This is a genomic window from Aequorivita vitellina, assembly GCF_022008365.1.
Classification (GTDB): domain Bacteria; phylum Bacteroidota; class Bacteroidia; order Flavobacteriales; family Flavobacteriaceae; genus Aequorivita; species Aequorivita vitellina.
Genome location: NZ_JAIRBA010000005.1, coordinates 125954 through 138872, shown reverse-complemented (window position 1 = coordinate 138872; position 12919 = coordinate 125954). Strand labels below are relative to the sequence as shown.

The window sequence follows — 12919 nt, the reverse complement described above, 5'->3', positions numbered from 1 at the left end:
TATACTGAGTTTGGGTAAGAGTTCCTCTTCAGAGGCGGAAGGGGATTTTTAGGCCAAGATCTTTGCAACCTCTTCATTAACCCATTCTAAAAATCGTTCGTCTTGTTCCGAAAATGGGTCTTCAATGTGCGAGTCTATATCTATTTGTCCAATATTTTTTCCATCTTTAAAAAGTGGAATTACAATCTCAGATTTCACGGTAATGCTGCACGCTATGTAGTTGCTTTGTGCTTTTACATCTGCCACAACAAAATTTTTGTTGCTCACTGCTACTTGTCCGCAGATGCCTTTTCCGAAGGGAATAACCGTGTGATCCGTTGGTTCGCCCGCGAAAGCTTTTAGATGAAGCGTTTGTTCGGCCTCATTAGCAAAGTAGAAGCCAACCCAATCATAATAACCTATGGAAGTTTGAAGAAGTTCACAAACCTCCGTTAATCGCTCATTAACACTTTCGGTATCGTTAGCTAAAATGGTGGTGATCTTGGGTTTTAAATTTGAAAAGGACATACGTTTATTTAATATAAATTACGCCCACAAAAGTATTTTAAAACGATTACAAAGACCAAAAACAAATACTGTATTTTTGTTAAATACGATAGTTTCAAAAATATTAATTGAATGTTTGTTAAAAAAATTTGGAACAGTTGTATAAATAATTAATTTTTTTGAAGGAACTTTTTAAAAAATACCGAACAGTTGTTCGTTTTGTCTTGTTGTTTTTAGGCACTTATTTGTTGCTTAGTATTGTTTATTCCTTTTATTTAAAAGCCTCTGCCAGCGGAGGTTTTTTTCCAGATTATATTTCAAACCTTGTTGCCAATCAAAGTAAAGCCGTTTTAAAATCTATTGGTTATGCTTCCAGTTTAACGCCCAATACAATAGAGCAGGGGATGTCGTTAACCATAAATAATACGTATACGGTAAGTATAGTAGAGGGTTGCAATTCGGTGAGTGTAATTATATTGTTTGTGGCCTTTATTATTGCGTTTGCAGAAAATTTTAAAAAAACGCTCTTGTTTCTTTTAGCTGGTTCAGTATTAATTTATAGCGTTAATTTGCTTCGCATTGTTATTCTTGTTGTGGCACTTTACAAATTTCCACAGTATGAAAACGTGCTACATTCGGTAGTTTTTCCAGGTATAATTTACAGTGTGGTTTTTATTCTTTGGATGGTTTGGGTTAAACTTATTAAACCGAATAACGAATAATGAAAAAACTACTAAACATAGTAATTATAGTTGCATTTGCTAGTTTGCTGGTTTTTATTCGCGCTTTTGAAGACTCGCTGTTTTACGATCCTCTTTTACATTTTTTTGAAGGTAACTACAAAAGCATGCCGTTGCCAAAAATGGACACTTTTGCATTACAAACCGGCATTGCATTGCGGTTTCTGCTAAATACAATTGTTTCGTTGGCAATTATTTGGATGATTTTTAAAGATAAGGAAATCATTAAATTTTCGCTGTTGCTTTACAGCGTACTCTTTGTGTTGTTTTTTATGGCTTTTAGTTTTATCATTTTCACTTCCGAAGATAGCGGCGGGCATTTTGTGTTGTTTTACGTTCGGCGGTTTTTAATTCAACCATTGTTTTTACTTATTCTGCTACCGGCTTTTTATTTTCAGAAATACAAATCACGTTAAATTTTTGATACCTTTGCAATTCTAAAATTTAACTGAATATGAAAAAATTATCGCTTATTTTCTTCGCAATTACTGCAATTGCCGTTTCATCTTGTAAAGACAATGTAAAACAAGCTGAGCCAGAAGTTGTAACTGTAGAAACTACCGAAACCAAAACCTATGAAATTGCCCAAATAGAGGCAGAGTTTAACGACCCAAAGGTTGAAGCAGTTTTTGAACAATACTTGCAGGTTGAAGCAGCTTTGGTAAACACCGACGCCGCGAAAACTGCCACCGAAGCAGCAAAACTGGAATTGCTTTTAAAAGAAATGGATGCCGATGAAACTACCCAAAACGCCGTAGCTGCAATGGCAGGTTCTGAAGATATAAAGATACAACGCGAAAACTTTGAACCCTTGAGTATGGGGATGGAAGAAATGCTTCAGGGTTCCTTAAAATCGGGTATGCTTTACAAACAATATTGCCCAATGGCCTTCAACAATAAAGGCGCGTACTGGATAAGCAGCAGTAAAGAAATTTTAAACCCATATTTTGGCGATAAAATGCTGAAGTGCGGTAGAGTAGATGCCGAGATAAATTAATTTTAACAAAGCCTTCCAATTTTATGGGAGGCTTTTTTTTGTATTTTTGTTTTTAAATGAAAAAATCCATTTCCATATTCCTCTCTATACTGATGCTGGCCAGCAGTTCGGGGATTGCCTATGCGCAGCACTTTTGCAGCGGAATGGAAATGATGGCTGAAATTACCTTAGGTGAAAAACACCTTTCCTGCAGCATGGCGGAAGATGCAACAGATTCAGATTGTAATGATAAAACTGTTACGCCCGAAGCCCACGATTGCTGTAAAAACCACGTAACCAAAATACAGACGGACGAAAATTTTGCAAAAGCTTCCTTCGATTTAAAATTGAACAAAACCTTTGTAGCTACTTTCGTTTCCGTATTTGTTTTGCAGGAAGCTGAAATTACTTCCATAGAAAAAACCTTCTACGCGGATTATAGTCCGCCACCGCTCGAACGGGATTTGAACATTCTGTACGACACTTTCCTTATTTGATTTAATAATTTTTTAGTAATCACATTTCATTAATTTGAAGTGTAAGCTTGTTGTGCCCTTTAGATATATAAGGACTGCAATACACTGAAAACAGATTTAAAATCGAAAAAATGAAACATACATATAAAATACACGGAATGACCTGCAACGGCTGCCGAAGTCACGTGGAACAGACTTTAAGTGAAATTGAAGGCGTTTCCAAAGCATCGGTAAATCTTGAAAAAGCCGAAGCAGTAATTGAAATGGAAAAACATATTCCATTGAAAGTTTTTGAAAAAGCGCTGGCAGACGACGGCGGAAGCTACAGTATCTCACTTCCCGACGATACCGAAGCCGCGCAAAAGCATAAAGAAAAAAAGGAAGAAATAAGAGCCAAGCAACCTAGCACGGGAACCTTTTATTGCCCCATGCACTGCGAAGGCGAAAAAACCTACGACAAGCCCGGCGATTGCCCAGTCTGCGGAATGGATTTGGTGGAAGAAGTAAAAACTTCTGTAAATACTACAGAATACACCTGCCCAATGCACCCCGAAGTAGTCCGCGACGAACCGGGTTCCTGCCCAATTTGTGGAATGGATTTGGTGCCAAAGGAAGTTGACGAATCTGCCGAAAACAAAGGATATAAAAAATTGCTGAAGAAGTTTTGGATCGCAGTAGCGTTTACGTTTCCAATTTTTATAATAGCAATGTCCGAAATGATCCCAAACAACCCATTGTACGATTGGATGCCGATGGTTACTTGGAATTGGATTCAATTGGGCCTTTCAATTCCAGTGGTTTTTTACGCCACTTGGATGTTTTTTGAACGTGCCTATCGTTCCATAAAAACGTGGAACTTGAATATGTTTACCCTTATAGGGATAGGTGCTGGGGTGGCCTGGATTTTCAGTGTTTTTGGAATGTTGTTTCCAGATTTTTTCCCAGAACAATTCAAAACCGAATCGGGAACCGTTCACGTTTATATTGAAGCGGCAACGGTTATTCTCACTTTGGTTTTAATGGGACAGGTTTTGGAAGCACGGGCGCACAACCGCACCAATTCCGCAGTAAGGGAGTTGTTGAAACTGGCACCCAACAAAGCCGTGCGAATCGTTGATGGAAAAGAAGAAACAATCGCAATCGATAAAATTGAAGTTGGCGACAAACTCCGCGTAAAACCAGGCGAGAAAATTCCCGTGGACGGAAGTATTTTAGAAGGCGAAAGTTCTATTGACGAATCGATGATTACTGGCGAACCCGTTCCCGTTTCAAAAGCCGAGGGCGATAAAGTGAGTTCGGGAACCATAAACGGCAAACAAACCTTTGTAATGAAAGCCGAAAAAGTGGGTAGCGATACCTTACTTTCACAAATCATTGAAATGGTAAACAAAGCCAGCCGGAGCCGTGCGCCAATCCAAAAATTGGCCGATAAAATTTCGGGTTGGTTTGTGCCAATTGTGGTTTTGGTTTCAATAATAACCTTTATAGTCTGGGCAATTTTCGGCCCCGAACCGGCCTATGTTTATGCTTTGGTCAATGCAATTGCGGTTTTAATAATTGCTTGTCCCTGCGCGCTTGGGCTCGCCACACCAATGTCTGTAATGGTTGGAGTAGGGAAGGGTGCCCAAAACGGCGTGCTGATTAAAAACGCCGAAGCCCTCGAAACCTTTAACAAAATTGACGTTTTAATTATTGACAAAACCGGAACCATTACCGAAGGAAAACCATCGGTGGAAAAAGTGGGCGCTGCAGAAAATACTTCGGAGGAAGAACTGCTTCAATATATTGTTTCGCTCAACCAAAACAGCGAGCATCCATTGGCCGATGCTACGGTAAAATACGGAAAGGAGAAAAATTCCGAAGTACTTAAAACTTCCAATTTCAATTCGGTTACCGGAAAAGGTGTTACCGGAATTATTAATGGGAAGAAAATAGCCCTCGGGAACGAAAAGATGATGCAGGAAGCTGGCGCGAATATTTCCGAAGCACTTCAAAAGGAAATTTCCGCAGCACAGAAAAAAGGTAAAACAGTTCCGATGCTAGCCATTGAAGAAAAAGTGGTGGGCTATGTTGTGATTGCCGATAAAATAAAGGATACCAGTAAAGAAGCGCTCACTGAACTTCAGCAAAAAGGAATAAAGGTTATTATGCTAACGGGCGATAACCACGATACCGCAAAAGCAGTGGCGACTGAATTGAATCTGTCCGATTTTCAAGCTGAAATGTTACCGCAACACAAACTGGAAGTTGTTGAAAAACTACACGCCGAAGGTAAAAAAGTAGCGATGGCCGGCGACGGAATAAACGATGCGCCTGCCTTAGCAAAAAGCGATGTGGGAATTGCAATGGGCACCGGAACCGATGTAGCCATTGAAAGCGCCGGAATAACGTTGGTAAAAGGCGATTTGCACGGGATTGTAAAAGCCTTCCATTTAAGTGAAAAGGTGATGGGCAACATTAAGCAAAACCTCTTTTTCGCTTTAATTTACAACGTCCTCGGGGTTCCAATTGCTGCAGGGGTTCTCTTCCCAATTTTCGGAATATTATTATCACCAATGATTGCTGCGCTGGCCATGAGTTTCAGTTCGGTATCTGTAATTGCTAATGCATTGCGATTGCGCAGTGCGAAAATTTAAAAAATGAAAAATTTATTATACATACTTTTTATACTTCCGTTCTCCGTTTTTTCACAGGAAAAAATAACAGGGCATATTACTGAAAATATTAATAACGAAGAAGTTCCGTTGGGTGGTGCAAACGTTTATTGGCTCGATACTTCAATTGGGACGGTCACCGATTTTGACGGTAATTTCGAAATTATTTACAAGCCTGAATACAAAAAATTAGTAATTAGTTACATGGGCTATAAAACCGATACTATTTCGGTAAATTCCCAAAAACCCATTGAGCATTCTTTGGTTTCAACTGCCAATTTGGATGAGGTAACGGTTACGGCGCGGCAAAAAGCAACTGCCCGCTCTTTTATTCAAGCTACCAATGTTTTAAATGTTAGTAGCGCCGAACTTTTAAAAGCGGCTTGCTGTAATTTGGCCGAAAGTTTTGAAACCAATCCATCAATTGACGTAAATTTTGCCGATGCAATTTCGGGAACGCGACAAATTAAAATGTTGGGATTAACCAGTCCGTATATTTTAATTACCACTGAAAATGTGCCGAGCATTCGCGGGGCTTCGCAAGCGTATGGTTTGAGCTTTATTCCGGGAACTTGGGTGGAAAGCATTCAAATTACGAAAGGTGCGGGAAGTGTTACAAATGGGTACGAAAGCATTGCCGGACAGATAAATGCCGAATTGCAAAAACCTACCACGGACGATAAACTTTTTGTGAATGCCTACGGTGCCGGAAATGGGCGTTTTGAATTAAATACACATCTCAATACAAAAGTGAGCGAGCGATGGAGCACCGGTTTATACATTCACGGAAATATGCGCGACACTGAATTTGACAAAAACGATGATTCTTTTCTCGATGCTCCTTTAATGCAACAGGTAAACGTGATGAATCGCTGGCAATACACCGATACCGAAAACGGATTTGTGGGCTTCTTTAATGTGCGTTATTTAAACGATGAAAAGCAAACGGGCCAGCTGGATTTTGATAAAGATAAGGATCGCGGCACCACCAACGCTTGGGGTAGCGAAATTAGAACCCAACGCTTTGATGTTTCGGCTAAATTAGGTTTTGTAAACGCCGACATTCCTTGGCAATCAGGTGGACTGCAACTTGCATACAGCCATCACGACCAAGAGTCGTTTTTTGGGTTAAACGATTACAATATTGAACACAACAGTTTATACGCCAATTTTCAGTACAACTCAATAATTAGCGATTCGCGACATAAAATAAAAACAGGTGTTAGCGCTACTTACGACGGTTATGACGAATTGGTTTTAACCGAAAATTTCAGTAGAATTGAAAATTCGGTGGGCGCATTTTTTGAATACAATTTTGACAATTTGGGCAATTTAAATTTTACTGCCGGAATTCGAGGCGATATCCACAATAGATTGGGTGCTTTTATCACACCTCGTTTTCACTTGCGATACACACCTTGGGATAAATCTGCTTTTAGAATATCTGCCGGAAGAGGTAAACGCAGCGCAAATATTTTCACTGAAAACCAACAGCTTTTTGCCACTTCGCGTAGCATTAATATTTTAGGAAACGGTGGCGATATTTACGGTTTAGATCCTGAAATTGCTTGGAACTTCGGTGCCTCGTATATGCAAGGTTTTAATCTATTTGGACGCGGTGCAGATATAACTGTAGATTTTTACAGAACCGATTTTGAAAATCAAATTGTGGTAGATTGGGAAAATCCTACGGAAGTAAATTTCTATAATTTGGAAGGTGAAAGTTATTCAAATAACTACCAAGTTGAATTCAATTACAACCCTTTTCAAAATTTTGATATGAAATTGGCGTATAAATATTACGATGTTGAAACAACTTATTTAAGTGGAACAAAGAAAAACCCACTAACGCCAAACCATCGCTTTTTTGCAAATGCTTCATATGAAACACATCAAACAAAGAATGGCGGCAACTGGAAGTTTGATGCAACTTTCAACTATTTGGGCGAGCAACGTTTTGCTTCAACAGAAAGTTATTTAAATACTATTGGGCTTTCTGAATTTTCACCATCAATATCTACTTTAAATGCGCAGGTAACAAAGGTTTTTTCAACTAACTTTGAAATCTATGTAGGGGGCGAAAACATTACAAATGTTACCCAGAAAAACCCGATAGCTGGTAGCGATAATCCATTTGGAACAACTTTTGACACAACTTACGTTTACGGTCCCATTTTTGGAAGCTCGTATTATGCAGGTTTGCGATATAGAATAAATTAGAATTACAGCTTCCTTTGTTCCTTTGCGGTATTTTTTATACCCTAAAGTTGCAAGGATCGCAAAGAATAATTATTAATAACAATTAAAATTAGAATAAATATGAAAAAAGCAATCTTAATTATTAGTGTACTATTTATAGGGGTAACTGGTTTTGCCCAAAACAAAAATGCAAAAGCTACCATTGAGGTGGATGGGGTGTGCGGAATGTGTAAAGACCGGATTGAAAAAGCATCGATTAAAGCAAAAGGAGTTAAATCTGCTATCTGGAGTGTAGAAACCCATCAATTAGACCTTATATATAATGAGGGAAAAACCGATTTAACAAAAATTCAACAAAGTATTGCAGACAGTGGTCACGATACACAGGATATACTTGCAAAGGACGAAGTGTATGACGAGATAGATCCGTGCTGCAAATACCGTGATCCAAAAGTTGTTGATGACCATAAATAAAAAGGCGTTTATTTATAAAGATTTTATAATTTTCTTAATAAAGAGTACGGCGTGAATTAATTAATTTGATTTCTCTAAAAAAAACAAATTATGAAAAACGAGAAATTAATTCACGCACTGGGCAATTGCATTAATCATTGCAACTATTGTGCAGATGCATGTTTAGACGAAGAAAATGTAAAAATGATGGTTGACTGTATCCGTTTAGATAGGGTTTGTGCAGAAGTTTGTAGCACTTTAAACCAACTATTGGCTACTGGATTTACCGATGTTGACGATTTGGTAAAATACTGTGCTAAAATTTGCGATGCGTGTGCGAAGGAATGTTCGCAACACGACACAAAACATTGTCAGGATTGTGCTGAGGCTTGTAAAAAATGTGCAGCGGAATGCCGTGCATATCTTGCCTAAAAATCTGGCTGTTAAAATTTAGCCAATGAGAGAATAAATTAACAGTGGTGTTTTTTACCTTTATATTGTTAATTTAAAAAAAAGTAATTGTTATGCCACAACAACCGCAAAACAAAAAGCCGCAACCAGCTAAAGGTCCACAGGCCAAAAAGCAGGATAGCAAAAAGGCTTCGCCAGCTGCTCCTAAGAAGAAGTAGTTAGCGATTGGTTATTTTGAACCAAAGAAACCATCCCTCGAAAGACGGATGGTTTTTTTTATTGTAGTAAATTTGTGTTGTTAGTTTTACAACTTCAAACCACAAACCACAAACCACAAACCACAAACCACAAACCACAAATTATAAATAATGAAACAAATATTAGGAATAGGTTCTAGAATAGACCACCCCAATTACGGGAAAGGGGTAGTTACCAATGTTACCGCAAAAATGTACTGGGTAACATTTATTGATAATGGTTTAGAAACAATTGCCACAGATGATGAATTTGAAATAATAGAAGCCGCCGAAGACGAAGTGGATACGGTAAGTTTTTACGAGGTTGAAAAAAGCCTTCGCGATATTCTTAAAAAATGGAACGGCTTTAGTGAGATTGTGCCAATAGCCGATAAGTGGAAGGGTGGTACTCTTGTTTTTAAGCCGAGTGATTCAAATTTAGCTTCAAAAGAAATTCCTATTGATACGTTTTTTCATAAAATAGTGATGTTGCGAGACCGACTTCGGGTAATGGAGCAAAAAATTAATGCAAGTAAAGAACTGGCAGAACAGGATAAAGTAGATCTACAACAATATATAACCCGCTGTTATGGTAGTTTAACTACGTTTAATGTATTATTTAAAAGTAACTCACAGCAGTTTAAAGGAGAAAGTTCTAAGAAATAATAGCTGTTATACAATGTTGCGATTTTTCAACTGTAAAGGGAGTGTTAAATATTAAGTTTGAAGATGAAATGACTTCAAAATTTAACAAATACCAACTTGTTTCTTAAAATATGTTAAAACGCTCCAAAACGCCATGTGTCGTAATGTTGAGGCAATTGTTCATAAAGTGTTAGGAAAAAACTTCATTTATTTTTAAATACTTTAAGCGCATCTGTAATTATTGAATATCCTTCACAGGTACAAGAAAACCAAGCATTTGCAGAATTTTGAAATGAATTTTCAGCAGAAACTCCCATTTTAAAATAACTTTTTGATAATTTTTTCACAATCTACTTACTATAAAAGTTGGAATTGTAAGATTTTATTGGCACTTTTGGAGTGCTAATTCAAACAAACAAAAAAATGAAAACAAAGTTTAGTGGAATTTTAACACTATTAGTAGTGTTGATTGTGCAGCTCTCTTTTGCACAGGAAAAAACAATTTCCGGAACGGTAACTGACGACACAGGTTTGCCGCTTCCAGGAGTTAACATAATTATACAAGGGACTAGTACTGGAACGCAGTCTGATTTTGATGGTAACTACACCATTGATGCTGCAACGGGACAGGTACTTGTGTATAGTTATGTAGGTTTTGAGACTCAAGAGATTACTATCGGAGCCTCAAATACGATTAATGTTACTATGGAAGCTGGTTCAATGTTGGACGAGGTGGTAGTAACTGCACTTGGTGTTTCCCGTGAAAAACAATCATTGGGGTATTCAACACAAGAAGTTGACGGAGAAGATATTGCAACCGTTAAGGGTAACAACTTTACAAATGCTCTTTCTGGTAAAGTATCTGGTCTTCAAATTAGAAGAAACAACAACTTTGGTGGTTCTACCAACGTAGTTATTAGAGGTAACACTTCTTTAACTGGTAACAACCAAGCCTTATTTGTTGTGGATGGTGTGCCAATTAGTAATAGAAATACCAACGATGCTGGACAAACGCAAGCTAGAGGTAACTATTATGACTACGGTAACGCCGCTGCCGATATTAACCCAGACGATATTGAGACTATTAACGTGCTTAAAGGTGCTGCTGCATCTGCACTTTATGGTTCACGTGCTGCAAACGGGGTTATTATCATTACTACTAAAAAAGGTAAGAAAGCAAAGGGAATTGGTGTTACAATTAATACTAATGCAACCGTTGGTTTTATAGATAAAAGCACTTTTGCTGAGTATCAAAATGAATACGGTCCTGGTTATGGAGATTACTTCACATTTGAAGATATTAACGGCGATGGTATAGATGATCAAGTTGAAAACTATGTTGATGATGCTTCTTATGGACCAGCATACGATCCTAACCTTTTTATATACAAGTGGAATTCATTTGATCCATCCTTGCCAACTTACTTGCAGAAATCTGCGTATGTGGCTGCAGCAAATGGTCCATTGAACTTTTTTGAAACGCCAATTACGTTAACCAACTCTATTTCTATTTCAAATGGATTAGAAAATGGTTCGTACCGTATGTCTTATACTAAATTAGATCAGTCAGGTTTAATGCCTAACAGTACTCTAGATAGACATAACTTTATTTTTAGCGGAACTTACGATGTTACTGATAAATTAACGGCAAGTGGTTTTGCTAATTATATTAAAACAGATGCATTGGGTCGTAACTCTACAGGTTATAACGATAACGTTGTAGGTAATATGAAGCAATGGTGGTCTGTTAGTACCGATGTAAATGATCAAAAAGACGCTTACTTCTTAACACGTAGAAACGTAACTTGGAACCCAGGAAGTGCTGAGCCAGGTGCAGCACCGCTATATTGGGATAACCCATACTGGACGCGTTATGAAAATTACCAAAATGATGGAAGAAGTCGTTTTATTGGGAATTTTGAACTTAACTACGAAATTGCTGATTGGGTTAGCGTAACTGGTAGAGTTTCTACAGATACCTATAATGAAAACCAAGAGGAGCGTAGAGCCGTAGGTTCTGTTGCAACTTCATTTGGTGTTGCTCGTGGAAACGTTGATTCTGGTTATTTAAGAAGAGACATTACAGCTACAGAAACAAACTACGACTTAATGTTTAACTTTAATACTGATATTTCTGAAAACTTAAGTTTTGCAGGTATATTAGGTTCAAACATTAGAAGAAGCGAGTTTAACTCTTTAACATCTTCTACTGCCGGTGGATTGGTAGTTCCAGGATTATACTCTTTACAGAATGGTAAATCACCACTTCCAAACCCGGTTGAACAAGCGGAAAAAATTGGAGTAGATGGGGTTTACGCCAGTGCATCATTTGGTTTTGCAAATGTTGTTTACTTAGACGGAACAATCAGAAGAGACCGTTTCTCTACATTACCTGAAGACAATAGCGCATTTTACTATCCTTCTGTATCTACAAGTTTTGTATTTAGCAAATTGTTAGACGTTAATGCCATTAGTTTTGGTAAACTTCGTTTAAACTATGCTGAGGTTGGTAACGGAGCTCCTTTTGATAGATTGAAAGATACTTACGTAATAAACGGCGATATAGGAAACTCTATTCCTAACACTGCTAACAACCCTAACCTAGAGCCAGAACGTACTAAAAGTTACGAAGCAGGTCTAGAAATGCGTTTTGCAAACAACAGATTAGGTTTTGATGTATCTTACTACAAATCAAACTCTATTAACCAGATTGTTACCGTGCCAATTTCTGCTACTACTGGTTATACTGGTAAATTGCTTAATGCAGGTGAAATTGAAAACACAGGTGTAGAAGTTTCATTAAATGCAATGCCTATTAAAAATGATAACTTTACTTGGTCTATCAATGCCAACTGGTCTCAAAACGAGAGTGAGGTTATTGAATTACCTGACGGAATTAAAAACCTTGAGTTAGGTAGATTCCAAGGTGGTGTTTCTATCAATGCAGAACTCGGACAGCCTTACGGTGTAATTTACGGTCAAGACTTTGTTTACCTAAACGGCGAAAAAGTTGTTGACCCAGAAAGTGGAAGATACCTTAAAACTCCAGTTTCAAACAATGTTCTTGGTGATACTAACCCAGATTGGTTAGCAGGTATTACGAATACATTTACATACAAAGATCTATCTTTTAGTTTCCTAATCGATATTCAGGAAGGTGGAAGTTTATTCTCTCTTGACCAGTATTATGGTGAAGCAACTGGTATATATGCAAATACATCATTTACCAACGACTTAGGAAATCCTGTAAGAAGCCCTCTAGATCAAGGTGGTGGATATATCAACCCAGGAGTTAACCCAGATGGTTCTACAAATACAACTAGAACGGATGCAAATGGGTTTAGTGGATTTGGATATGCTGCCTTACCTGCTGCTGCCTTTGTTTACGATGCGAGTTACATTAAACTTCGTCAAGTATCACTTACATACACAATGCCATCAAGATACCTTGAGAATACTTTTATGACTGGTTTGTCATTTAGCCTTTCAGGTTCTAACCTTTGGATAATTGACAAAAACCTACCATACGCTGATCCTGAAGCAGGTTTGAGCTCTGGTAACCTTCAAGGTTATGTTACTGGTTCATTGCCAACTACCCAAGATTACGGGTTTAACATTAAAGCACAATTTTAATATATAGACA

At 37.9% G+C, this 12919-nt stretch carries 11 protein-coding genes; 10 read left to right on the top strand and 1 reads right to left on the bottom strand.

The genetic code is table 11. The annotated features are described in order from the left end of the window. Positions 1 to 48 precede the first annotated feature (48 nt). Positions 49 to 507, bottom strand: coding sequence for a GAF domain-containing protein (locus K8089_RS04320; RefSeq protein WP_237602053.1), 459 nt, complete (start codon positions 505 to 507; stop codon positions 49 to 51). Between the two features lie 158 nt (positions 508 to 665). On the opposite strand from K8089_RS04320, the gene xrtF reads away from it, so the two are divergent. The 10 genes from xrtF (at position 666) to K8089_RS04270 (ending at position 12909) form a co-directional block, all read left to right on the top strand. Further along, a complete protein-coding gene (gene xrtF, locus K8089_RS04315; RefSeq protein WP_237602052.1) occupies positions 666 to 1208 on the top strand; it encodes an exosortase family protein XrtF in 543 nt (180 codons plus the stop codon). Further along, positions 1208 to 1642, top strand: coding sequence for an exosortase F system-associated membrane protein (locus K8089_RS04310; protein WP_237602051.1), 435 nt, complete (start codon positions 1208 to 1210; stop codon positions 1640 to 1642). The genes xrtF and K8089_RS04310 overlap by 1 nt, the downstream gene beginning before the upstream one ends. A gap of 38 nt (positions 1643 to 1680) precedes the next feature. After that, complete coding sequence (locus K8089_RS04305; RefSeq protein WP_237602050.1) at positions 1681 to 2223, top strand: DUF3347 domain-containing protein; 543 nt, start codon at positions 1681 to 1683, stop codon at positions 2221 to 2223. Between the two features lie 56 nt (positions 2224 to 2279). After that, complete coding sequence (locus K8089_RS04300) at positions 2280 to 2699, top strand: HYC_CC_PP family protein (RefSeq protein ID WP_237602049.1); 420 nt, start codon at positions 2280 to 2282, stop codon at positions 2697 to 2699. Between the two features lie 110 nt (positions 2700 to 2809). Then, entirely contained in the window at positions 2810 to 5314 is a 2505-nt protein-coding gene (locus K8089_RS04295) for a heavy metal translocating P-type ATPase (protein ID WP_237602048.1), read from the top strand. Between the two features lie 3 nt (positions 5315 to 5317). After that, positions 5318 to 7552, top strand: a complete 2235-nt coding sequence (locus tag K8089_RS04290) for a TonB-dependent receptor (protein ID WP_237602047.1) — start codon at positions 5318 to 5320, stop codon at positions 7550 to 7552. Between the two features lie 99 nt (positions 7553 to 7651). Beyond that, positions 7652 to 8005 (top strand): heavy-metal-associated domain-containing protein, encoded by a 354-nt coding sequence (locus K8089_RS04285; protein ID WP_237602046.1) that lies wholly within the window; start codon positions 7652 to 7654, stop codon positions 8003 to 8005. Between the two features lie 90 nt (positions 8006 to 8095). Beyond that, positions 8096 to 8416: a four-helix bundle copper-binding protein gene (locus K8089_RS04280; RefSeq protein WP_237602045.1), complete on the top strand. Its 321-nt coding sequence runs from the start codon at positions 8096 to 8098 to the stop codon at positions 8414 to 8416. A 347-nt stretch (positions 8417 to 8763) separates the two neighbouring features. Beyond that, on the top strand, positions 8764 to 9297 hold the full coding sequence (locus tag K8089_RS04275; protein ID WP_237602044.1) for a hypothetical protein: 534 nt from the start codon (positions 8764 to 8766) through the stop codon (positions 9295 to 9297). A gap of 402 nt (positions 9298 to 9699) precedes the next feature. Further along, entirely contained in the window at positions 9700 to 12909 is a 3210-nt protein-coding gene (locus tag K8089_RS04270) for a SusC/RagA family TonB-linked outer membrane protein (protein ID WP_237602043.1), read from the top strand. Positions 12910 to 12919: the final 10 nt, after the last annotated feature.

Excerpts from the sequence above, each read along its gene's own strand:
- K8089_RS04320 (WP_237602053.1), bottom strand. The coding sequence starts at position 507 with ATGTCCTTTTCAAATTTAAAACCCAAGATCACCACCATTTTAGCTAAC.
- K8089_RS04310 (WP_237602051.1), top strand. The coding sequence starts at position 1,208 with ATGAAAAAACTACTAAACATAGTAATTATAGTTGCATTTGCTAGTTTG.
- K8089_RS04305 (WP_237602050.1), top strand. The coding sequence starts at position 1,681 with ATGAAAAAATTATCGCTTATTTTCTTCGCAATTACTGCAATTGCCGTT.
- K8089_RS04300 (WP_237602049.1), top strand. The coding sequence starts at position 2,280 with ATGAAAAAATCCATTTCCATATTCCTCTCTATACTGATGCTGGCCAGC.
- K8089_RS04295 (WP_237602048.1), top strand. The coding sequence starts at position 2,810 with ATGAAACATACATATAAAATACACGGAATGACCTGCAACGGCTGCCGA.
- K8089_RS04290 (WP_237602047.1), top strand. The coding sequence starts at position 5,318 with ATGAAAAATTTATTATACATACTTTTTATACTTCCGTTCTCCGTTTTT.
- K8089_RS04285 (WP_237602046.1), top strand. The coding sequence starts at position 7,652 with ATGAAAAAAGCAATCTTAATTATTAGTGTACTATTTATAGGGGTAACT.
- K8089_RS04280 (WP_237602045.1), top strand. The coding sequence starts at position 8,096 with ATGAAAAACGAGAAATTAATTCACGCACTGGGCAATTGCATTAATCAT.
- K8089_RS04275 (WP_237602044.1), top strand. The coding sequence starts at position 8,764 with ATGAAACAAATATTAGGAATAGGTTCTAGAATAGACCACCCCAATTAC.
- K8089_RS04270 (WP_237602043.1), top strand. The coding sequence starts at position 9,700 with ATGAAAACAAAGTTTAGTGGAATTTTAACACTATTAGTAGTGTTGATT.